At 27.3% G+C, this 24,723-nt stretch carries 24 protein-coding genes, 1 pseudogene and 2 other annotated features; all 25 genes and pseudogenes read right to left on the reverse strand.

Features of this window, described 5'->3' with window-relative positions:
- Positions 1-51: 51 nt before the first annotated feature.
- A complete protein-coding gene (locus tag IR152_RS13770; protein ID WP_413927505.1) occupies positions 52-285 on the reverse strand; it encodes a potassium-transporting ATPase subunit C in 234 nt (77 codons plus the stop codon).
- Positions 286-307: 22 nt separating this feature from the next.
- Positions 308-481, reverse strand: a complete 174-nt coding sequence (locus IR152_RS13775) for a potassium-transporting ATPase subunit KdpA (RefSeq protein WP_413927503.1) — start codon at positions 479-481, stop codon at positions 308-310.
- Between the two features lie 269 nt (positions 482-750).
- Positions 751-1,251 carry a hypothetical protein gene (locus IR152_RS13780; protein ID WP_227452521.1) on the reverse strand — a complete coding sequence of 167 codons (501 nt, stop codon included), beginning with the start codon at positions 1,249-1,251 and terminating at the stop codon, positions 751-753.
- A complete protein-coding gene (locus tag IR152_RS13785; protein ID WP_227452522.1) occupies positions 1,245-2,030 on the reverse strand; it encodes a hypothetical protein in 786 nt (261 codons plus the stop codon). The genes IR152_RS13780 and IR152_RS13785 overlap by 7 nt, the downstream gene beginning before the upstream one ends.
- 71 nt (positions 2,031-2,101) lie before the next feature.
- The gene (locus tag IR152_RS20075; protein WP_255624803.1) at positions 2,102-2,227 is read right to left on the reverse strand and encodes a hypothetical protein; all 126 of its coding nucleotides are present in this window, start codon (positions 2,225-2,227) and stop codon (positions 2,102-2,104) included.
- Positions 2,228-2,529: 302 nt separating this feature from the next.
- On the reverse strand, positions 2,530-3,162 hold the full coding sequence (locus IR152_RS13790) for a YitT family protein (protein ID WP_227452523.1): 633 nt from the start codon (positions 3,160-3,162) through the stop codon (positions 2,530-2,532).
- Positions 3,163-3,533: 371 nt separating this feature from the next.
- Positions 3,534-4,496: a sugar ABC transporter substrate-binding protein gene (locus IR152_RS13795; protein ID WP_045145622.1), complete on the reverse strand. Its 963-nt coding sequence runs from the start codon at positions 4,494-4,496 to the stop codon at positions 3,534-3,536.
- A 20-nt stretch (positions 4,497-4,516) separates the two neighbouring features.
- A complete protein-coding gene (locus IR152_RS13800; protein ID WP_009889477.1) occupies positions 4,517-5,467 on the reverse strand; it encodes an ABC transporter permease in 951 nt (316 codons plus the stop codon).
- Positions 5,468-5,489: 22 nt separating this feature from the next.
- Positions 5,490-6,986, reverse strand: coding sequence for a sugar ABC transporter ATP-binding protein (locus IR152_RS13805; RefSeq protein WP_103950486.1), 1,497 nt, complete (start codon positions 6,984-6,986; stop codon positions 5,490-5,492).
- A 12-nt stretch (positions 6,987-6,998) separates the two neighbouring features.
- The gene (locus IR152_RS13810) at positions 6,999-8,183 is read right to left on the reverse strand and encodes a hypothetical protein (RefSeq protein ID WP_102822625.1); all 1,185 of its coding nucleotides are present in this window, start codon (positions 8,181-8,183) and stop codon (positions 6,999-7,001) included.
- A complete protein-coding gene (locus IR152_RS13815) occupies positions 8,176-8,964 on the reverse strand; it encodes a BadF/BadG/BcrA/BcrD ATPase family protein (RefSeq protein ID WP_255624805.1) in 789 nt (262 codons plus the stop codon). The genes IR152_RS13810 and IR152_RS13815 overlap by 8 nt, the downstream gene beginning before the upstream one ends.
- A complete protein-coding gene (locus IR152_RS20080) occupies positions 8,927-9,097 on the reverse strand; it encodes a BadF/BadG/BcrA/BcrD ATPase family protein (protein ID WP_311315446.1) in 171 nt (56 codons plus the stop codon). The genes IR152_RS13815 and IR152_RS20080 overlap by 38 nt, the downstream gene beginning before the upstream one ends.
- 1 nt (position 9,098) lies before the next feature.
- On the reverse strand, positions 9,099-10,193 hold the full coding sequence (locus tag IR152_RS13820; RefSeq protein WP_227452524.1) for an ROK family protein: 1,095 nt from the start codon (positions 10,191-10,193) through the stop codon (positions 9,099-9,101).
- Between the two features lie 437 nt (positions 10,194-10,630).
- Positions 10,631-11,895 (reverse strand): annotated as a pseudogene (hisD, locus tag IR152_RS13825) (histidinol dehydrogenase).
- Positions 11,896-12,137: 242 nt separating this feature from the next.
- The gene (locus IR152_RS13830) at positions 12,138-12,629 is read right to left on the reverse strand and encodes a hypothetical protein (protein ID WP_227452525.1); all 492 of its coding nucleotides are present in this window, start codon (positions 12,627-12,629) and stop codon (positions 12,138-12,140) included.
- A 116-nt stretch (positions 12,630-12,745) separates the two neighbouring features.
- Entirely contained in the window at positions 12,746-13,963 is a 1,218-nt protein-coding gene (locus IR152_RS13835) for a homoserine dehydrogenase (RefSeq protein ID WP_227452526.1), read from the reverse strand.
- A gap of 84 nt (positions 13,964-14,047) precedes the next feature.
- Positions 14,048-14,283: a binding site (T-box leader), on the reverse strand.
- Positions 14,284-14,337: 54 nt separating this feature from the next.
- Positions 14,338-14,578: a binding site (T-box leader), on the reverse strand.
- Positions 14,579-14,660: 82 nt separating this feature from the next.
- Positions 14,661-16,517 (reverse strand): PAS domain-containing sensor histidine kinase, encoded by a 1,857-nt coding sequence (locus IR152_RS13840; RefSeq protein WP_227452527.1) that lies wholly within the window; start codon positions 16,515-16,517, stop codon positions 14,661-14,663.
- Between the two features lie 186 nt (positions 16,518-16,703).
- A complete protein-coding gene (locus tag IR152_RS20085; RefSeq protein WP_255624814.1) occupies positions 16,704-16,835 on the reverse strand; it encodes a hypothetical protein in 132 nt (43 codons plus the stop codon).
- Positions 16,836-17,082: 247 nt separating this feature from the next.
- On the reverse strand, positions 17,083-17,922 hold the full coding sequence (locus IR152_RS13845; protein ID WP_227452528.1) for a YihY/virulence factor BrkB family protein: 840 nt from the start codon (positions 17,920-17,922) through the stop codon (positions 17,083-17,085).
- A gap of 201 nt (positions 17,923-18,123) precedes the next feature.
- Positions 18,124-19,821 (reverse strand): phospho-sugar mutase, encoded by a 1,698-nt coding sequence (locus IR152_RS13850; RefSeq protein WP_227452529.1) that lies wholly within the window; start codon positions 19,819-19,821, stop codon positions 18,124-18,126.
- A gap of 81 nt (positions 19,822-19,902) precedes the next feature.
- The gene (locus IR152_RS13855) at positions 19,903-20,475 is read right to left on the reverse strand and encodes an SGNH/GDSL hydrolase family protein (RefSeq protein WP_227452530.1); all 573 of its coding nucleotides are present in this window, start codon (positions 20,473-20,475) and stop codon (positions 19,903-19,905) included.
- Between the two features lie 109 nt (positions 20,476-20,584).
- Positions 20,585-21,382, reverse strand: a complete 798-nt coding sequence (locus IR152_RS13860; protein ID WP_227452531.1) for a 3D domain-containing protein — start codon at positions 21,380-21,382, stop codon at positions 20,585-20,587.
- A gap of 641 nt (positions 21,383-22,023) precedes the next feature.
- On the reverse strand, positions 22,024-23,238 hold the full coding sequence (locus tag IR152_RS13865; protein ID WP_227452532.1) for a helix-turn-helix domain-containing protein: 1,215 nt from the start codon (positions 23,236-23,238) through the stop codon (positions 22,024-22,026).
- 213 nt (positions 23,239-23,451) lie between these two features.
- Positions 23,452-23,592, reverse strand: coding sequence for a hypothetical protein (locus tag IR152_RS13870; protein ID WP_227452533.1), 141 nt, complete (start codon positions 23,590-23,592; stop codon positions 23,452-23,454).
- Positions 23,592-24,551 carry an alpha/beta hydrolase gene (locus IR152_RS13875; RefSeq protein WP_227452534.1) on the reverse strand — a complete coding sequence of 320 codons (960 nt, stop codon included), beginning with the start codon at positions 24,549-24,551 and terminating at the stop codon, positions 23,592-23,594. The genes IR152_RS13870 and IR152_RS13875 overlap by 1 nt, the downstream gene beginning before the upstream one ends.
- Positions 24,552-24,723: the final 172 nt, after the last annotated feature.

The raw sequence follows: 24,723 nt of genomic DNA on the forward strand, positions 1-24,723 counted from the left end.
GCTTTAGACTAAATCACGTATAATATTTTGTTACTAAAATTCTACAAAATACTATATAAGACCTAATATCTTTGCAACCTCAACATTGACCTTTAACACATTGACTCTGTCTTCACCTAAAACTCCAAAAAGTTTTTTGGAAGTATTATCATCTACAATTTTTTGTAATTTATTTTCTGATATTCCTGACGCTTTTGCTATAGCAGGTATCTGAACCTTTGCAGATGCTAGACTTATATTAGAATCAAGTCCTGAACCTGATGCTGTAAGTAAATCTGTTGGTATATCTTCTTTTTGTACAGTTGGATTATCTTTTTGTTATATTCCAAAACATAGTGTTATCTCCTAAACCTTCAAATCCTGAACCATTATTGGCTGCTGAAGATGTAAATTCATATAATACTTGTGATAATCCATAGAATCCAGGATTTGAAATTCCTTCAAACCCTGCTGGTACTGCTACTGAAAGACCAGAGAACATTAGTTGGTACTAACCCTCCTAAAGGAGTTAGTGTATCATGCATATTATTAACTGTACCTGTTCTGAAACTCCCACGCCTAAAGGCATGGGGTTCTTAGGTACTACATGAATTTCTATAATACTCTCAGTTACAATAAATCTCTCAGTTACAATAAATCATAACCTACAACATATTATCACTAATCATATTCCCTAAGACTTTTATTAACAAAGTATCTGTTGACACCATTAACATTAATATTAGGCTCGTTTCTCAACCTATATAGTTTTTATATCCCCATACTAGATATTAATTTATAACCATTTAATTTTAATTTCTTTAATCTACTTATTTCTTTATCATGTAATACTTTAAAGTTATCATATGTGTCAATACATAATTCTCTGTTGATTGATTTTAAATCATCATTAACATTCATTATTAAAAATGCAGAATAGCAATCTCTTTGAATATCCATACTATTATTCCATCTATCCCTTAATTCCTTCTTATTGTACTCATCTGAAAAGTGATTATATTGACTAGCTCTACATTTAGCAGTATCTATTTTATATAGTTTTTCACCATTATATTTTAACTTATTGTCTAACATAGTCAAAAACATTGATGGTGCTTTATTTGCTAATGATTTTCCAAAACGTTTCTTCTTATTAATTCTACCAGTCTTTTCATTAATAGTAGTATCCTTTGCTCTAGTTTGAAGTCTTTTATAACTCATCGTTTCAACATAAAACTTATTACCTAAATTTAATAATTTGTTAATTAACACATAATGGTCTTGCTTATTTCAGTTTGCTTTCTATATAGCTCTTTTCTTAGTGTTTTTAATTTAATATAGTGATTACTAAATATCCACTTATCTCTATTTCCTTGTTTTATAGTACCATTATCATTGAATTTATTAGGATTAGTTGAACGTTTACTTCTATCCATTTTACGTTGAATTAATTTTAATTGCCTATCTATATTATTAACATTAGGGGCTAACTCCAATAGCTTAACATCATATTTACTAGATATGGCTATAGTTTGAGTTCCAATATCTATACCTACATTACCCAAACCAATTTGCCCTTTTATTTTTCCTTGAGTGGTTGCTTTTTTAAGTGGAACTCCTTCTAAGACTAATTGTACATACCATTTAATTTTACCCTTAATTTCTTTTTTAAGTATTCTACAATATTTTATTTTATCTTGAATTGCTCTTTGAGCATAGTTGTCGTTATTCTTTATTATTACTGGAATAGCCATCTTATTAAATTTAATAACACCATCTTTATAACTAATTCCAGTTGAATTTTGTTTTCCTTCTATTGATGTTAATTCATTATATCTAATATAATTAACCTGTTTAGCTTGATGATATATATACTTACTAAAAGCATTAAAACATCTTGTGGCTATTTTCTGAGATATAGCAGAATGTAATTTATAATATTTACAAATAGATTTAACAAAATTATGAAGTGAATACTCTGTCAAATTATATTTCTTAGTAATATCGTTAAATATTTTATTTCTATCTTTACCCTTATATTTATTTTCCATATATTTATATTAACATTATATGTGCATGTATCAATACCTTTTATACACTATTTGTGCTATCCATCCCACACCTAAATGAGTGGGCTTTCCGCACTAGGTTGTAAATTTTTTTCAATTTGTTTCCCACACCAGTTAGCAAGTAACTTCACGGAAACAAATCCTACAAGTAACAATGCTATCATAACTATATCCAACATTTTAGCTCCTCCATTTAATTTCTTTTACAAATTTTAGTTTTGTATTGCTACTTCATTTATCTTATCATTTTAGGTATAAAGATAGGATTAAGAAACATCTGTTACTGATTAGTATTTCGTAAATATAAAATTGAGTTTTTAAAATATGCATCTAGCAACCGTATTCCCAGACATTCCAACACAATTCTATATTTGAGATTTGTAAAAATCTAGATGGGATTATGCTTTCTATAAATATTTAGACACAAAAAAGGTGGCAAATTTGCCACCCCCTAATAAAATCTAAAGTTATTTAATTTATATTAACATTCTGGAACTATATCATTACTCATATCCATATCCAAACTTTTACCATGATAATAAATAAAATCAATTACCTTTCCACTAATTGTAACAGCAATCAAAGAGTAAAAAATGTCAAAAGCTGATAGATAAAATAATGATAACAACAATACAATAACATCTGTTGCTAAATAAACTTGCCCTATGTTCAAAGATGTAGTCTTAGAAATTACTAATGCTAAAGCATCGTCTCCTCCTGATGCACAACCTGCTTTTACTACTATACCTACACCAGTTCCAACAGTTACACCTGCCAAAATAGTTGATAAAAGCATATTTTGTGATTGTGGTACTAGAGGTCCTATAGCTTCAAATAAGTCATATAACACTGAAAAAGTTATAGAAGCTACTATTGAATATATAAGGAATTTTTTACCGAAAAATTTATATCCTACTAAAAGTAGTAAACCATCTATTACAACATTTGCTATTGCTGGTTGTATATTGAATAAATTTTTTAACAGTAGTAAAATACCTAACACTCCACCTTCTGTTATGTTGTTTAAATAATAAAAATTATAAACTCCAAATGCTAATATTGCTGAACCTAAAAATATAAGTCCAATCCTTTCTAAAAATAACCGCCTGGCCATACATATCCCTTCCTTTTTCTGAATTTATATATATTATATACAAAAGAATTGGCTTTGTATACCGCACTTTTCAAATCTTTAATTATACAAAATTTCTATATTTTTTTCAACAATTTTTTTATGTTTTTTTATGTTTTTTTAATACCACACCTACGCTATAGTAATTCCAATACTTTAGACGTTTTCCTTTTTTCCATAAGTTTATATTAGTTTTACTTATAATTTAGTATAATTAAGTCTTTGTTTATATTAATTTTTTATTTGTTTAGAAATACTATTCAATAATTTATCACTAAATTAAATTAAAAAAAGAGTTACTTTATATAGTTTCTAAAGTAACTCTAAAAATCTTATTTATTATCTATGACAATTTACCATTCACCCTTGAACTCTGAAATATTATCCTTGTTAACTTCAACTTGTTTAATTTGTGTAACAGGTTCTATTTTTTCACCTTTAAGGAATTTAGATGCCTTTTCTATGACTAATCCACCTTCTTCTACAGCAGACATATAAGTTGTACCATCTATTAACCCATCAGTTATAGCTTTTAATCCATCTTTACTTCCACCCAAACCTATGACTTTAACTTTATCCTTAAGACCAGCATCTTTTAAAGCTTGACCTGCACCTGTAGCAGAATTATCATCTTGACATATTATAACATTAAAATCAGTTTTCTTTTGAATTAAATCTTCTGTTACCTTTAAAGCTTGCTCTTTCTCCCAATTTGAAGTTTGATTATAAACTATTTCTATATTACTATCTTTTAATTCTTTTTCAAGACCTTTTTTTCTTAATACTTGTGGAGTAGTTCCTGGTACTCCTTCTATTAATACAGCTTTTCCACCAGCTTCTCCTAATAAGTTTTTAGCAATTTTTCCAGTTAATGCTCCTGTTTCTTCCTCATTTTGTCCTATATATGTAACTAAACCTTTAAATTCTCCAGTTGGGTTACTTCCTATAGAATTTGTAAATGCTACTATAGGAACGTCTGAATCATTAGCAGCTTTAACTATTCTCTCACTTACAGCAGAATCAACTCCACATAATGCAATCATGTCTACCCCTTTAGCCATAAAATCTTCAGCTTGTGATAATTGTTTACTAGCATCCCATTGAGCATCTGCATATTCCACGCTTACACCTAATTCTTTAGATTTTGCATCTATACCTTGTTTAGTTGCTACAAAGTAACCTGTTGAACCTGGTAGTAATACTGCTATTTTCTTTTCTCCATTTTTTTCTTTGTCACCACCATTTGAACAACCAACTAAACCAAATATCATAACAAGTGATAGCAACAATGCTAAATGTTTCATTAATTTTTTCATAAAAAAATCCCCCTTATTTTTTATCTTGAAGCAAGCTTTTTCTTGCTATAAGAATCAAATCCAACTGCTGCTAAAATTATTAATCCTTTAAATATGTACTGGAAATATACATCTATTCCAAGAAGATTAAAACTGTTGTTTATAACACTCATAAGTAATACTCCTATAACAGTTTTAAGTACAGAACCAGAACCTCCTGCCACTGATGTACCTCCTATTACTACAGATGCAATTGCATCCATATCATATCCTTCACCTGCAATAGCAGTTGCAGTCCCAAGTCTTCCTGTTAGTACGATTCCAGCTATTCCTGCAAGTACAGCATTAATAATAAACACTTTCACTTTGTGAGAATCTACATTTATACCATTAAGTTTACTTGCTTCTTGATTCCCTCCTACAGAATAAACATATCTACCAAACTTAGTTTTATTAAGTACAATAAATGAAACTAACACCACTATAAAGAAAATTACTACTGGTATTGGTATATTAAACAAATATCCATTTCCAATGTAATCAAGTATTGGTATATTTTCAGTAATTGGATATCCTCCTGTAAGCATCAACAGCAATCCTCTTACAATAGTGACCATAGCCATAGTTGCTATTAATGATGGTACATTTATCTTTGCAACTACTATACCATTGATTAATCCTATTACTGCACAAATCGCTACACCTAAGAGCATGGATGCAAACAAATTAGTTCCACCAGTCGCAAATTTCATTGTTATAGCACCTGCAAGAGCTGCTACTGCTCCAACTGATATATCAAAGTTTCCAGATATTATAACAAAAGTCATACCTGCTGAAATTATTCCAATTATAGAAGATTGTCGTAAAAGATTAAGTATATTTTGTTTACCTAAAAATGATGGAGTTGCAATACTTATAGCTATACATAAAGCTAAAAAACCTAATAATACTCCATAATCTCTTAAATTTAACTTCTCAAAAGCTTTCTTCATCTCAGTCCTCCATTTTCATTTTTTATACATTAAATATACTGTTCATTATATCTTGAACCTGTATATTCTCATTTTTTAAATCATCTACAATAGAACCTTCTCTAGTTACTAAAATTCTATCACTTACTCTTATTACTTCTTCTAAATCAGAAGATATAAATATTACTCCTATTCCTTTACTTGAAAATTCTTTGATTGTATTGAAAATATCTTCTTTTGCAGCAATATCTATTCCCTTTGTCGGCTCATCATATATTATTAAATCTAAATCTTTCTCTAACCACTTAGAAACTACTACTTTTTGTTGATTTCCACCACTAAGCTCTTTTACTTCTTGCTTTACATCACTAACTTTTATTCCTAATTCCTTAACACCTTTTTTAGAAAACTCAATTTCTTTATTTCTATCTATAAACAAAAATTTCTTGAATTTATCAATTTGTACTGATGATGAGTTTGTGTATATAGCTTGTTCTAAAATTAATCCTAGATTTTTTCTATCTTCAGGAATCAATCCTATTTTGTTTTTTATAGCAACCTTAGGAGAAGTTATGTCTACTTTTTTACCATTGATAAAAATATCTCCACTATCTTTATTATCTATACCAAATATCAAATTTATAATTTCAGTTCTTCTTGAACCTACAAGACCAGCAAGACCTACAACTTCGCCTCTATAAACTTTAAATGAAACATTTTTTATTTTGTTAGACCAGCTTATATTCTTTACTTCTAGTACTGGTGGCTCTTCATATTTTGCAAATGTATAATCCTTCTTCTCAATAAGTTTGTGATTATCATTTCCTGTCATAAGTTGAGTTATCTTTAATTTAGTTAAATTCTCTACATCATAAGTTCCAATCATAATTCCATTTTTCATTATACTTGCACTATCACATACTTTAAAAACTTCCTCTAATATGTGAGAAATATAGACTATTGTTTTACCTTTAGACTTTAGTCTACTTATTATTTTAAATAGCCCATCTTTTTCATTATTAGTAAGTGATGTTGTAGGTTCATCCATTATGATAATTTCAGAATTACATGAAACAGCTTTCATTATCTCAACCATTTGTTGGTTTGCTACACTTAAATTAGAAACTACTGTATGTGGGTCTATATTAAAATCAAAATCCTCACAAATTTTCATATATTCCTCAAGCATGTCTTTCTTGTTTAAAAACACACTTCCTTTTAAAATTTCTCTACCAAGAAAAATATTTTCAAGTACTGTAAGCGTTGGTATCAAGCTTAATTCTTGATAAATTATACTAATACCATTTTCTTTAGAATGATGTGGATTTTTAAACATTATTTCATTACCAGTCAAAATTACTTTACCTTTAGTTTGAGAATGAACTCCTCCTAAAATTTTAATAAGTGTAGATTTTCCTGCTCCATTAGCTCCCAAAAGAGCTCTTACTTCTCCCTTTTCTAACTCAAAATTTATCCCTTTTAAAACATCTACCTTTCCAAAACTTTTATATATTTGTTGCATTTCCAATATCTTACTCACTATATCACCTCACTAATTCCGAAACCATTTTATAATTTCATCAATATTTTCTTTTGGTGCTGATAACAAATCCCAAGATAAAACATATCCTTTTACTGTTGTCTTATTTATATTTGAAATATTTTCACTTATGTACTTAGGTGTAACAGGAGCTATAATTTCCTTTTTATTTATTTCAACTCCTACATATATATCTTTATTAAGATTTCTTGTCATAAAATCGATTTCCTCTAGTACAAATTCTATAGGATATACATCTCCTTCATACTCCTTCATTCCTAAAATATCTAAGAAATTTCTTTTTCCAATCTCTTTATTCTTATGTATGGATTCATCAATAAACCTTTCAAATTCAAATGGTAAACCAGCTGGAGCTTTTGTAGTTCTATACATCATTGGTTTTATAAAATCTGCTACTTCTTGTAATTTTTCTAAATCTTGACCTGTAAAGTAAGAAATAAAAGGAGAAAAAGTATCTATACCTATTTTCAATCCCTTACTTTTAAAATAACTACTTATCTCTAATAATGCCTTGTATATATTTTGATTTTTTGTTTCAAAAAAATCTTCCCATATTTTATTTTTAAATTTGTATTTTCCATTAATGTATTCTGTTATACCAAATGGAGTATCTTCATTATCTATAACTCCCTTAGACACATTATTCATTTCTCTCATTAACGACTCTTTATCAATATTATTTTTTTCATATATATTTAAACAATCTTTACAAAAACAATTAAAAACACCATTTAGTTTATTCGAAAAAGAACCATACCTTATTTTATCTAAAAAAATTCCATCAAATTTAATATCACTAAAATAAGTACTATATATTTTCTTTATATTTTTTATATTTTCCTTATTATTTGGGCAATAAAATTCAAAATTTTCATCCTCTTGTAAAGCATAGCCCTTGACTTCCTTCCCCATATAATCAATTAGTAAATTACTTTTTTCAAGTAATCCTATTTCAGAAAAACATGGCAACCAAAGATATAGTTCAACATTATATTTATTTAATAGTTTTTTAGTTTCTACATATAATTCTTCATCTACACTCCATCCCATGATAACCTTTTCTATATCAATACAGTCCAATAATTCTAGTAGTTTACATTTTATATCATTAAACTTTATTTCTTTAGCCTTAAAACCTCCAGTAAAAATTTGTACTATTACCTTTTTTCTATCCATGCTTGACCCTCCTATTAGCTAATGCCATAGCAAGTCTTATCCCCCCATATACTGGCTGATTTTCTTGAGATATAAATTTTAAATTTTTATCTGTATTTTCTGTTTTTAAATTATTCATTAACATTTGAGCATATACAGTTTTATTTAATGTACCACCAGACAAAACTATATTTATTTCGCTTTTATCCATTTTCATTGGATTAGATATTTTTCTCAATATTACTTGAGCTAATTTAGATAGTTCAGTTGATGATTCTCTTAATATTTCAATAGCCAATTTATCACCTTGTTCGGCACAATCAATCACTAATGAAGCTAAGTTTGCTATTTCAACATTATCGTTTATATCAGTAATCATATATGCAAGTTGTTCAAAACTATTTGCTCCAAAGAAATCCAAGACACAACTAAATAAATCACTATACTCATGACATTCATCACAATAAAGCAATACTTTCTTTAATAATTTTCTCCCTATATCATATCCAGAACCCAAATCACTAAAATTATACCCCCATCCACCAACTCTATATATTTCTCCACCTTCTTTAATTCCCAGTATAATTGAACCTGTCCCAGCCACAATTACTAAACCAGGGGAATCAGCTTGTGCATAAAAAGCTAAAACTGCATCATTTGCCAGATATATTTTTTCTTTGTTAATCCCAATTTTTAATATTTCATCCATTATAATCTTATAATCATTAGGAGAATCACAACCAGATATACCAAATACAGTGTACTCAATATCGTCTTTTAAATCCATTATTAATATTTTCATATGTTTTTTTAATTCCAACTGACTTATAATTAGTTGAACCAGTGGTATGTTCTTTAAGTATGTTTCCATCTAAGTCACTTACACAAAATTTAGTTTTTGTTCCCCCTCCATCTATTGAAACCAAATATTTCACATTAATATCCTCCTTTTTTATTAGATAAGGAATATTGATAGTCAGTTTCTTTTAAACACATACTAATTACTCCATTTATACTTCCTTCTCTCAGTGACTCCACTTTTATTAATTTAGGAAAATTTTCTTCTTCAACACTCTTACTTACATCTTTTTCTATAAATTCCATGTCAGTCTTAGTCAATATACTGCATTGTATAATCATAGCTTGAGGATTTAAGACACATACAAGAGTTCTTACGAAATTTGATATTATAGATAAAAGTTCTTTTTTAAATTTATTATCATTACTCTCTAAATATCTTTTTCTTAAACTCATAATATAATCTTCAAGATTTAAATTATTGTAGTTGTACTTACCAAACTCTATATTTAGGTAACTTAATTCTCCAGCAAAATTTGTATAACCTAAATATAATTCACCATTTATAACTATACCTGAGCCAATGCCATCTTCTAAATACATAAGAGCCATATTTTTATATTCGTCTTTATACTGTTTTTGATAAATTCCTATAGTAGTAATATTTGTATCGTTTTCTATAAATACTTTAGTATTGTATTTACTCTTTATTAAATTTTCTAAATTTATACCTTCCCAACTTTTTATAGTTGGTATATTTTTAACTACACCTTTTTTTACAACTCCTGGGACGCCAATCCCAATAGCTCTTATATTGTTTCCTTTTACCTTTTTGATTAAAGTATCTATAACAAAAAAAGTATCTTGGTTAACGTTTTCATACGTATCCATTCTTATATTAAATTCTTCTTGATAAATTATTTCACCTAATAAATTGGCAACTACCCCTATACAACTATTTCTATAATAATATAAAGCTATTATGTGTTCTAAGTTTGCATTTATTTCAAATAATTGAGCTCTTCTTCCTCCAGTAGATTCACTTAATCCACTTACTTTAACTTCATTTTTCAAAGCTAATTGCTCTACAATCTTATTAACTGTAGCTAAACTCAATTCAGTAATGCTTGAAATTTCTGGTTTTGTTATAGGACCTTCATTTTTTATAATATTTTTTATTAAATCTTCATTTACTTTTTTTATCGTTTGTGGTTTTCCAACTATATTTTTCATAAACAACACCTTACTTTATAAACTTTATTTATTAAGTTTAGTATAATATTTACAGGTTAAATTTGTCAATAAATTTTCAATAAAACCTTAAAATCAAATTTATCTATTGTCCGCTTCATAATTATTCTTCCTGACTAAATTTTACTGTTCCTATTCTTTTCATGACATAAATACACATATTATACTATTGACTAAAATAAAATATCGTCATACAAAACCAGTTGCAATTATCTTCCTGAATATATATAATAAAAATGTAAATTTGTCATTGAACTCAATCTTAAAAGTGGAATCAATGTTCAGTAGTATTATCCCATCATATACAGGTATAAAAGAAACGCCGACGACCTATAAAATATAGTGTTTATTCAGGTTGGCGGCATTTTCCTATCCTTTATCTAATACGAAATCTAGATTTACAATAGCAGAATTTTATACTATTTTTTAAATCTAACCTCAGCTGCCTTTGCATGTGCATATAAGCCCTCTTCTTTTGCTAGTTTTTCAGCTACAGGTGCTAATGATTCTATAGCCTTTTCACTAAATATCTGCTTTGTACAAGTTTTTATAAAAGTTCCAACCCAAACACCACCAGTATACCTTGATGCTTTAAGTGTTGGTAATGTATGATTGGTACCTGAAACATAGTCACCAAATACCTCAGCAGAAAGATTTCCAATAAATAAAGAACCATAGTTCGTTAATCTATCACAAATATCATCATACTTATTTACTGCAACTTCTAAATGTTCTGGTGCATAAAAATTACTTATTTTAATGGCTTCCTCTATATCATCAACCAGAATTATCTCTCCATTATTTTCCCATGAACTATATGCTATATCCTTCGTTGGCAAATCTTTTAGCATAATTTCTATATTTTTTTCAACTTCTTGTGCTATTTATAAACTATTTGTCAACAATATACCTCTTGCATTTAAATCATGCTCACATTGTGCTAATAAGTTAGCTGCAATATAAACTGGATTTGAAGTTTCATCAGCTATTATAAGAACTTCACTTGAACCAGCCACAAAATCAATTCCTACTTGACCATAGCATTGTCTTTTAGCTTCAGTTACAAACTTATTTCCTGGACCTACGATTATGTCAACTGGATTAATTTTTTCTGTACCATATGTAAACGCTGCTATAGCTTGAACTCCCCCAGTTGCATATATTTCGTCAGCCCTGCTATATCCATGGCTACCAATGTTTTAGGATTTATATCTTCAGTATTTTTCATAGTTGGTGAACATGCCACTATTCTTTTTACTCCTGCGACTTTTGCAGGTATTATAAGCATAAGAGCTGTTGAAAACAATGGATACTGACCACCAGGAACATATGCAAGACATGACTCTATTGGAATATTAGTTTGCCCTAGGATTACACCTGGATAAATTTCCTTTTCAAAAGAGCTTTCAAAGCTTGATTTTTGAGCCTTAGCAAATTCCCTTATATTTTCAGCAGCAATCTTCAAGTTATTTATAAATTCGTCATCTACATGCTTATAAGCTTCTTTTATCTCTTCTTTAGTGATTCTAAATTCACCTTTTGTATTTCTATCAAACTTTTCATTGTATTTTTTAAGTGCAACATCTTTATCTCTTCTTATATCTTCTATTATAGAGCTTACTTGCTCTCTTAAAACTTTTTCATCTACCTTTTCTTTCGTACTTGATATTTTAATACTCTTCATTTTTTACCTCCTAGTTTTTCAATATTATTCTCATTTAAGATATATCAATAAATAAAAACTCCCATCCTCTATTAAAAGCCAGAGGATAGGAGTCTAATCATATTGTACTCGCCTCACTAACTGAGCACTATTTGTCTAATAACTATACTTATATTTCTTCTAATCATTAATGTTTTTCTGAATTTTCTCTTTATTATCATAATATGATATATTTTAACTATTGATTTGTCAATGAAATTCTTTTATTTTCTACAGCAGTTACAATTACATTTATGGCATTTATGGCAATTATTATTGTTTCCTCCATTATTTCCACTTCTTCTAGATTCACATTCCATACCTTTATCAAATAGTCTAGCAGCTTCTGCTAAAGATTCTATTCCCTCATAATTGTACTCTGAATATTCATCCCAGTATTTTTCTGCTTTTTCCCATAATTTTCTAGCTTCACATTCATATGCTAATGCTTCTTTTTTTCTTTCTGCAGATTCACAAAACGCTTCTCTAGCTTCTCTTTCTCTTTTTTCAGCTTCTCTTCTAAATTGTTCACAATTTCTAGGTCTATTTTCTCCTGAATTTGAACCTCTTCTTTCTCTATCTTCATCATATGCTTCTCTTTCATATTCTTCTCTTTCATATTCTTCTCTATCATTTTTGAACCATTTAGCTGTAGATTCTCCTCTTTCATACCAATCTTCTGAATAACCACCATTTGCATATTTTTTATTTTCCATATAACATATCTCTCCCTTTAATTTTAATTTTTTTATGAGATGTTTTGTTTCATCTCATACTATATAGTATTAAAATATTCAAAATATGTTACATACAAACTTATATTTTTTCTTTTTTAACCTATTTTCAACATTTTATTCATTTTTTCGCAATATCCTTTATCCTTTATTAGACATAAACTGTTGTTTATTTCATATTCAGAGTCAGCATAAACCATAATAGCAAGTTCATCATCATCATTTAAAACATCGAATTTTACTAAGCAATTCTCAACTATGTCTAGAATTTCATCTTTATTACATTTTTTAAATCTAAGAAGTGCTCCACACTTTTCTCTAACTATTTTATTAACTTGTATTTTATCTTTAGTAAAAGAATCTATACTTGAAACTCTATTATCTATTATATCTATAATATCTGAATAAACTGCACTTCCTGTTGCTAAACTTCCAGCTCCTTTACCTACAAAAGAAACTTCTCCTACTGAATCTCCATTCACTATGACAGCATTAAACTCATTGTCTATTCTAGCAAGAATATTATCTTTTTCTACTAAAACAGGTCTAACAAAAGCACTTACTTTATCGTTTTCATACTTACTTTGACCAATTAATTTTATTTTACAATTTAATTTTTTTGCATATTCAATATCTTTTTCATCTATATCTGTAATTCCTTCTAAATACACATCTTTCCAATACACTCTATTATCATAAGCTAGAGTTGATAATATTGATAGTTTTCTAGCAGCATCATACCCTAGTACATCAGACTCTGGATTTGCTTCAGCAAAACCTAATTCTTGAGCCTGTCTTAAGGCCATATCATAAGATAGATTCTCATCATACATTTTAGATAATATGAAGTTAGTAGTTCCATTTAAAATAGCATTTATACTATCTATGTTATTTCCTTCTAGTGATTCTATTATTGGTTTTAATACTGGTATACCTCCTGCAACTGAAGCTTCAAATTTGATACTTACTTTATTTTCACTGGCTAATTTTGCAAGTTCATCTCCACATTCAGCTAACAAATCTTTATTTGCTGTAACAACATGAATTTTATTATTTAATGCTTTTTTAATATAAGATAGTGTTGGTTCTAAACCACCCATAACTTCAACAAGTATATCTATATCTTTATTAAATATATCATCTATATTATTAGTTATTATATTAGAGTATTTTTTTCCCTTATGTTTTTCTAAATTATTAACTAAAATTCCAACTATTTCTATGTTTCTTTTTGCTTTATTATTATCTATTATATCTATAAGTCCACTTCCTACAATTCCATATCCTAGTACTCCAATTTTTACTTTATTCTTCATTTTATTTTCCTCCTAAATTTATAATTTTCAGTTTTTTTTTTATTTTCAATCTTTTATTGCAATAAAAATAGACTCATCCCTATACAAAGGGACGAGTCCATACTCGCGGTTCCACCCAATTTGATTTTATCATTTATTGATAAAATCCACTTTAGACTTTAACGCAGTTAACGGTCAGTCTTACTAAAACTTTTTAAAGCAACTTCAGACCACAGCTCCTAGGTAGTTTTCAATTTCTCAAACTTAGAAAGTCTTTCAGCCTGTGAACTTTCCTCTCTGATAGTCGAATTAAATTTACTCTTCCTATTCATCGCTTTTTTATTTTATAATTAATATTTATATTTTTAAATAACAAAAAACTCTCATCCTTATAACATAAGGACGAGAGTATTATTCCCGCGGTTCCACCTAATTTAGTCTTCATCTATTATGAAAACTCACTTTACACTTTAACGCAGTTAACGACTATTCTTACTAAAATCTACTGATACAGATAACTTCAGAAAGTAGCTCCTAGGTAGTTTTCAATCCCTCTAATTTAAAAAGTCTTCCAGCCGATGGACTTCTCTCTCTGACAATCGAATTAGATTTACTCTTCCTATTCATCGCTTTTTTATTTATTATGTTGTAATTTATTTTAAACCCTTATAAATCAATTGTCAATACCTTTTTAAAATTTTATTTTTTATACTTAAACTTATAAATCCGAAAATTCTATTTCTAATTTTTTACTTAGTTCATTGCTGATTTCTCTGTTATAGTTGTATTTTTCAATATTATTTTTACTTCTAACAGGCAATGAAACTATAAATTCGCTTCCAATACCAAGTTGACTTTTTAAAGATATACTACCCTCATGCAACTCAACCAAAGATTTTACCAATGAAAGTCCAATTCCACTTCCTTTAACTCTGTAGGAAAGTTCATTGTCAATTTGTTCAAATCTATTAAATATTTTATCTATTTTTTCTTTTGGTATACCTATGCCACTATCTGATATTTTCATATTAAATACATTATCCTTCACATATAAAAATATGTTTATTTTTCCATTTTCCTTATTGTACTTAATTCCATTAGAAAGTAAATTTAATATTATTCTTTCCAATTTTTCTGAATCAAATAGCATTGAAAATTCTTCTATTTCTGTATCAAATGTAAGCTGTATATTATTTTGACTTGCAAAGTCAGCTACAGACATGCATATATCTTCTATAAATGCAATTATGTCAGATTCTTCTGGGCTAAAATCCAAATATCCTGACTGCATTTTTGTAAAGTCTATAACATTATTTACTAACCTTAGTATTCTATTTCCATTCTGTTTTATTATACCTAAATTTCTTTTTAAAGTATCATTTGATTCTATTAAATCTGCTTCTTTTTTTTCTATAACTTGTAATGAAGATGATATTAAATTTATAGGTGTTTTGAGTTCATGAGATAAATTTGCAAAAAATTCCATTCTAGTTTTATCAATTTCCTCTTCTAGTTTTTTTCTTCTACTTATATCCCTTGCTGTTCCAATTATTCCAATGACACTTCCATAGTTATCAAAAAATGGTCTTTTTGTAATCTCAATACACTTGTTTTCCTCATTCATATTTATATTTAATTCAAATGTAACTACTTTTTTATTTTCAACTACACCCCTATCACTTTCAAATATCTTATCTATTAAAGCTTCCTCTTCTGATATTTTGTAACTATTCTTTCCTAATAATTCTGCTTTATTCATACAAGCTAAATTCAAAAAACCTGAGTTAAATCCAATGTAATTTCCATACACATCTTTATAAAACATATTCTCTGGAATTGAATACTCTATCATTTTCATTAAATCTTTTGAGTTATAATTTTTATTACTGTATCCACTGTATATTATATTGTCTATTATCCCTATAGTACCTAAAAGTTCATCTTCATCATACAAAAAATATTTTTCAACCATAAAGAAAGTTTCTTCATATTCAAGGAGGCTTTGTAAAAATTTTTTTTTACTAGATACTCCTTCTCTATAATCATCTCCAAACAATTTGCCAGTACTCTCTCCCCATACTTCGATATCATTTTTCCCAAATATATCTTTTGTCATTTTAATGTTGTTATTTAATATTGGTATTAAATTTTCACTGCAATCTATATATATGCCTTCTTCATCTTTAATATAGGCTACTTTATCCTTTTTATCAAGAGAATCTATTATCTGTCTATAATCAAATACAATTTTACCAAAATACAAAATTATGTATGAATCCCCTATTATCTGTTTTTTTATGTTTATCCAAGTTTTAAGTGTTGGAATGTATCTTTTTATACAATCTACCTCATCTGAGAACAACTCTTTGAAATATTTTTTAGACTTAAATACAGGCAATATATCTAATATATTTTTATCACAACTACCTTCTTCTAATCGTAGTAATTTGCCCATACCCTTACTTATATATTCAACTCGATATTCTATATCTTCTTGTCTCTTTATAATTCTACAATATAAAAAAGGTACAGGTATATTTTTTATAAAACTTACATATTTATTATGGGTATCCATATTCTAACCACTACCTCTCAATCTTATTTACACTAATACTCCTTAAGTAATTATATGACAATTTTCTATTAATTATAACATATTTTATAAGGTATACTTGTGAATAAATTTAATTTTATGTAATTTATTATTTGTTTATAATTATTTGTGTCGCTTTTTTCCAAAATCTAATTATAGTAACTTGTTCTAGTGCCTGTGGGTAATTGGAGATACAAGCACATATAAAAATACAGGACTAAATCCTGCACTATTTGAAAACGCAGATATTAACTCATCAGGATTATAACCTTTATTTGGTATATTTACCATTCCAACCAATGGATATACTTATCCTTTAAAGATATAGTCTCTTCACTCTTTTGCTCTATTTAACACTTTGCTTATCAATAGTCATCCTTTCAAAGATGATTATAAATTAAAATTATCTCATAAAATAAAATTTGTCAAGTTGTATTAAAAATAAAAAAGCCCAGAAAAATTCTAGACTTTTTAACTTAAATGTCAATATTTTTGCATTAATTAAATTACATTTATAATATTAAACACTATATTTTATTTTAATATATTACTTTAACATTTCATTTCTTATCTTTCTAAAATACATTCTTGAATTTACTTCATAACCAATAACGATAGACCAACTGCTAAAATACATCCATGTCATAAGTACAATTATTTCAGCTATACTTCCATAGATTACTTCATAATTAGCATAGTAATTTGTATAATAAGAATATAAAAATGATACTAAAAACCAAGCGAATGTAGCAAAAATAGCGCCTGGCGCAGATTCTTTAATAGTTAATCTTTTATTTGGAGTATATTTATATAAAAGTGTAAATATCACTATTATTGTTATTATACCTACAGTGTATCTTAGAATATCCCATATTTTTATGAATATCTCATCCAATCCTATAAGGTTAAAAATAAAATAACCTATTTTTTCTCCATAAACTAGAAATATCATAGATAAAAAAATAAGTACCAAAAGCATTATTGTAAATAAAAATGATATAGATAGAATCTTAAAAAAAGACCTCGTTTCTTTAACTTTATAGGCTCTATTCATTCCTTTAATAAGAGCTTTTACTGCTCTTGAAAATGTCCACATAGTAAGTATAAAACTAACAGCTAAAAATTTTAGATTTCTATTGTCTATTGCAGAAACTATGATTGAAGATAATACAGCAAAAGCTCCTTCTGGCATCATATTTCTAAACAAAGCTATATATTTATTTAAATGAAGAATTGGTATATATGCTATAGAACTTATTGTAAATATCAAAAAAGGAAATATGGACAACATTAAGAAGAAAGATACTTCTGCTGACTTTGAACTTAATTCACTGTAATTGGATTTTGCAATTATATATTCAATCAATTTTTTATCTATACCAAACATAAATATCCTCTTTTCTCTCAAATTAATTTCATTATACAATACTAATTATACTCAGATTCATACCATAATATAATTATTTAAGTAAAAATAACACAAATAAAAGCTGAAAATAACAATTCTACTAACATTTCCATATTCTACTCAATGAAAGTAAATTATAATTTTCAGCTAAACAAATTATTATTATAAAATAATAATATTTTATTTTAATTTTTCAACCATGGTATCTATATACTCTTTTAAACCTTGAATCTTTTTATCTGCTTCAATATCACTAGCTCCTTTTACAGCTATATAAAATTTAAGTTTTGGTTCTGTTCCAGATGGTCTTATAGCTACCCAAGATTCATCTTCCAAAAAGTATTTTAAAACATCAGATTTAGGAAGATTATCTATACCATTTTTATAATCTTTTTTATCAACTACTTTAATACTGTTTATATAATCAATTTGATTCTCTCTAAAGTAAGATATTATTTCTTTTATTTTTTCTACACCTTCTATACCTTTTAAAGTCAAAGATATAGTCTGTTCTTTAAAAAATCCATATTTTTTATAAAGCTCTATTAAGCCTTCATATAAACTCATACCTTTTGAATAGTAAAATGCCGCCATTTCAGATATCAATAATGAAGAAACTACACCATCTTTATCTCTTGCATGAGTACCAACTAAATAACCATAACTTTCTTCATATCCAAATACATAACTTCTGTTTTTATCTTGTTCAAATAATTTTATTTTTTCACCAATAAATTTAAAACCTGTAAGAACATTTAACACATCAACATTATTTGCTTTAGCTATATCTGCTCCAAATTCTGATGTAACTATGGTTTTTATCATTGTAGAATTTTCTTTTAATTTATTATTTTCCTTTAATCCTTCTATTATATAATGTGTCAACATAGCACCAATTTGATTTCCTGTAAGTAAAGCATACTCTCCTGTAGTAGTTTTTACTGCTACACCTACTCTATCACAATCTGGGTCAGTTGCTATTACGAGGTCTGCTCCTTTTTCTTTTGCAAGTAATATACCTCTATTTAAGGCTTTTTTCTCTTCTGGATTTGGATAATCAAGCCCTGCGAAATTTGGGTCTGGATTTTCTTCTTCTGGAACTACAATTATATTTTCAAAACCCACTTCTTTTAATGCTCTTCTTATTGGAATATTCCCTGTTCCACAAAGAGGTGTATAAACTATCTTAAAGCTTTTACCTACATTTTTAACTAAATCTTTTCTTATAATTTGACTTTTTACTGCTTCTATAAATTTAGTATCTTGTGATTCGTCCAACAAAACTACTAAATTTTTATTATCTTCACTCAGGATTGGTATTATACTATAGTCATGTATACTATTTACTTTGTCTGTTATTGCATTTGCAATTTCTGGCATAACTTGTGCTCCATCTTCCCAATATACCTTATATCCATTATATTCTGGAGGATTATGACTTGCTGTTATGACTATACCAGCTATTGCATTTAAGTTTCTAACAGCAAAAGATAATTCTGGAGTAGTTCTCAAGCTATCAAATATATATGCTTTTATACCACATGCTGCCAAAGTGTTTGCAGACTCTATACAGAACTCTCTAGATTTGTGTCTATTATCATGAGCTATTACTACTCCTCTGTTTTTTTCTTCTTTTGTAGTATTTTCTAATATATAGTTTGCCAATCCAAAAGTAGCTCTTCTAACTGTGTACTTATTTATTCTATTCGTTCCTGCTTCAATTATTCCTCTAAGACCAGCAGTCCCAAACTCTAAATCCTTATAGAATCTATCCTCTATCTCTTTTTCATTATTTTTTATTTTCTCCAATTCTAGTTTTGTATCTTCATCAAAATATGAACCCTTTATCCACTCTTCATAAGTTTTAGTATAATCCATAAAAACCCTCCCTATCTTATGTATTTATTACAACTGACATATAAACAACCATTTTGATACAACTATAAATCTTCTGTATACTTAATTAATTGAATTAATAAAAATATCTGCCATTATTCTATGACCTTCCTTGGTTGGATGCAATCCATCAAAATACAATTTTTTATATCCTTCTAGTTCCATATTTTTATTATATTCTGAATAAAAATCTACGAAATTAGTATTAAATGTCACACAAAATTTTTTTATCCAATAACTATATGATTCTAATTTTTGAGATACTATATTAAAATCAGTAAAACAACTCCAATCTTCTCTAACATTTGGAATATCTGGTTTTAATGGTATCCCTACAATAGGTATAATATTTTTTGAATATGATTGATGTACCATAGCCATTATATTAGAATTAATAACTTCATTTCCTGCACCAGCAATAAAATCATTGGTACCACCCATTATAAAAACTATATCAGGAGAGTTTTTTACAACATCTTCATTAAATCTAACTAACATACCACTTGTTGTATCACCATTTATACCCTTATTTACTATTTCTAATCGAGTCTCTTTATTTACAATGTTTGTCCATGAATTACTTCGTGATACTCCAAATCCATATGTTAAACTGTCTCCTAAACAGACTATTTTCATCTTATCCCCCCTTAGATATATTTTTATGTTTTAAGAATAATCTAACAGTTTAGTTAATTCATATTTTATACTTTTTTATCTTTCAAGTAAAGTTATTCTATTCACTAATTTAATGTAAATATATATCTATACTTTTCCTTCCCCAATTTGAGGCTTTTCCTTCACTATTCATAAAAATATCTATTCTATTACCTTTAATTGCACCTCCACAATCTTCTGCCACAAAAGTCATACCCAACTTAGGTATATATACTTTTGTTCCATATGGTATTACACGTGGGTCAACTGCAATAACACCCCATCTTGGAGTTGTACCAGTAGATGTTATTGTATCTCCTGCATATGCAGTTGCAACCACTTTCATATGTTTACCTCCTCTTATATTTGCTCCTCTTGATGCAATTAGTACTTTTTCTTTAGTTCCATATTTTATAATTTTTGCAGTTGGCTCTTTAGATATTACTTCTTTTGATAAGACTTTTTTGACTAACTTTCCATCATGGTAAGTTAAATTATAGACTAGTTTTTTTTCTCCCTCTTTACCTTCTTGATAAACTTTAGATTTTCCCTTTAACAAATTACTGTCATTTACATGTTTTGTATCAAATGGAATTTTTTCAAACTCTTCTTTTTTACTTTTAGTTACCTTAACAACTTTTATTTTCATATCATCTTTTAATTCTGTATCTAAACTTGGATTAATTTTATCTTCAGAATTATACTTCACACCCTGTTCATCCAAAAGTTCCTCAACTGTTTTTTTAAATGAAGAGACTTTTTGCTCTTTACCTTTAACTATTAAACTTATATCTTCTTTATTTAATATAGAATATATACTTACCAAACTCATTAAAATTGATACACTTAATAAAGACAATATTATTATCCTCTTTTCTCTTTTCTCCATAATAATCTCCTTCCATGTTCAAATTTTAAATTAATATTATTCATTACAATTTTAACCTTATATTATATATGTATATTATATCTTTCCAAATTTATGTAACTTTTTTGTAACTTCTAAAAGTATTAAGATTACTTTTAGACTTAGAAAATTTAACAAATATGCTGTTTTTAAATTATCAAAGCTTAATATAATAATTTTAAGTTATATGTAAACAATTATATCTCAGCCAATGAGATATAGACATAAATAAAATGGGAAAATGATTACGAACACATTCATCCACCATACCAGGAGAAATTTAATGGTCATAACCTAATTGTAATGTCTTATCCAGAAAGGTTATCTAAAATGGAATACAATAAATTTAATAAGTATTTAAGAAATAATGTAATGAGCTTCTAAATATAATTCCTATTTATTGAAATGTGCAAAATTTCATAACAATTACATAAAAGGGCTGTCTCAAAATAGAGATAAGCATCTTTTTCATTGTTGAAATGATAAAAATATAACAAATCTTATTCCACTTTCATCAATTGAGGTTTCTAGTTTTGTATAATAAAGGAGATGATTCAAATTTTTATTTTAAAACACCTCCTTTTTAATTTAATTAATCTTTAAGTTATATATTAAATTTCTACTTATTCTTTATCTTTTAATAATTTTTCCATCTCTAAAATCTTTTCAATTATAGCCTTAAAAATTGCTTCTTCTCTAAGCTCATTATAGCTATCATCATTAAACATAATTAACAAGTTCGTATATATATTAAAAGTATATAAATTTTTGGACTCTAGCTTATCAAAAAATCTCATTTGACTCACGTCCAAACTTTCATGTATAGCATATTTTTCTAATATTTCTTTTAGACTACATAAGGTCTTTTTTGCTTCTTCTTTCATGTTAAAAAATAAAAAAATTAAAGATAATTCCATATAATCCATATATATACCAAAAAATGCACCCTTATCTTCACTGAGCATTTTTTTTATTTCTAAAGAAAGATTTGCATACCCTAGCAACTTATTTTTTATATATTCCATTTCTTTCTCTATTGCTTTTTTATTAGAATCTCCATTCTCCAGTTTTTTCTTTAATTTCTTATACTGATTTTTGTATACATTGATTATTCCTTTACAATCCATGCTTACATTGAATATATTGCTAAACAATTTATTTTGAAGTAATACTTCTGCTTCTTCCAGTCTATTTTGCTTTAAATATATCATAGCTAAATTGACACTTGTATCTCCTATTGGCTTATATATCATATTTAAGTACAACTCTGCCTTTTCATAATCATTCAACATACAATATGCATTTGATAATATAATGAGAGCTGTCTCTTTTATTTGAATATCATCTGTATTTCTTACTATATCTTCAAGAATATTTGTTGTTTCTTTTACTCTGTTATTAAGTTCACTCTTACCAAATTTATATGAATACATCTGATATAACGAGCATATCCTTAACTTTAATAAATAGCTTTTAGGATATTTCTCTATATACATATTAGAAAGTTTTTTCACAGATTCTAAGTCTTTCCTACATTCTTCTTTTGGTTCTTCTGTTGATAAATCAATTTCAATTCTAGCAAAAACTGTTTCTAATTCTTTATAAATTTTCGTTACTTCTTCTTCACTTAAATCAATCTTGTAGTTTAAAAGTTTATCAATAGATACATTGAAAAAGTCTGCTAATAATGGTAATAATTCTATATCTGGGTAAGAATTTCCACTCTCCCACTTAGATACTGCTGGTGTTGACACGCCTATAAACTTTGCCAATTGTTCTTGAGTTAAACTTCGTTCTTTTCTAAGATTTTGTATAACTTTACCTATTTTAATTTGCATATATATACCTCCATAGTACATTTGTTGTAATTTAAGTATATAAAAAAAATATTTACTAGTAAATCGAGGGAAAGTTAACAAAATGTATGTAATTTAACCATTAGTTATATTTTAACCTAAAACCTTATTTCATTGACTTGAAATATAAAATCTATTAATTAAGTTTAAGTACAACCTAATTAATAGATTCACATTAAATAACCTTTTAAAGATTTATATTATCTCTTTACTGTCACTTACTATATTTAGACTTTCAAAGAAACTTGAAATAAAATAAATTCCATATACAATGATAACAATACCTAATGTTAACAACATATTTATAATAACACCTGTCTTTGCAATAAATGGCATTATAACAAAGAATCATTTTGAAGCACTTTCTTTTCTATTTTATTATTTAGCCAACAAATTATGTCCTCAAAAACTTCTTCCTTATTTATTTCATTCAATAATTCATGTCTTCCACCTTTGTAAAGTTTGCAAGCCACATCTTTTACTCCTAACTTTATGTATCTATCCCTTAGTCTTAAGACACCTTTTCCATTTTTTCCTATAGGGTCTTTATCTCCAGATATTATGTAAATAGGTATATCAAGAGGCACCTTTTTTAAGTTTTCTTTATCCTCAATTTCTTTTAATCCTTGAACTAAATCATAAAAAAAGCCACAACTACACACTACTCCACAAAATGGGTCATTTATATATTTCTCAACTTGTTCTTTATCTCTACTTAACCAATCAAACTTAGTCTTTTTATTTCTTTTTATTATTTCTCCACCAAATATCAAGTCATTTATTTTATTACTTCTAGAATGTCTTCCATACTTTTTAATCTCACGATTAATTATCATGTGAGCAAAATTTAAGATGATTCCTTGCTTTCCATTTGAACCACATAGTATAAGACCAGATAAATTATTACTGTAATCCATTATGTATCTTTGACTTGCAAATGAACCCATGCTATGACCAAATAGATAAATTGGTAAATCTTCGTTTTCCTTTTTTATAATATTTGTTAAAGCATACATATCCTCTACAAGACATCTAAAGCCTTCTTTCTCAGCTAAATGCCCAACATTTTCTACTGTCTTTGCAGTCTTACCATGACCTCTATGGTCGTTTATATATACTATATAGCCATTTTTAGTAAGCTCCTTAGCAAAAGTCTCATACCTTTGTGCAGTTTCAGCCATTCCATGTGCAATTTGGACAACTGCCTTTGGATTTTTTATATTTTCATCCTCCCATTTATATGTATATATATCTAAACCTTCCTCTCCTTTGAAAGTGAAGTTTGTACACTTCATAATTATCCCTCCAGATTGATTTTATTTAGTATATTAATTTATATATTATATTACAAGTATTTTCAAGTCAAAATCTTTCTATAGAAATTTAGGATTTATTAATTATTCATAGAAATTATTACATAGATTAGGCGTTTTTAGGAATTCTTTTTCTGTTTTTTTACAAAAAAGG

Origin of the sequence: Clostridioides sp. ES-S-0108-01 (genome assembly GCF_020662285.1) — a bacterium.
In the GTDB taxonomy this organism is placed as follows: domain Bacteria; phylum Bacillota; class Clostridia; order Peptostreptococcales; family Peptostreptococcaceae; genus Clostridioides.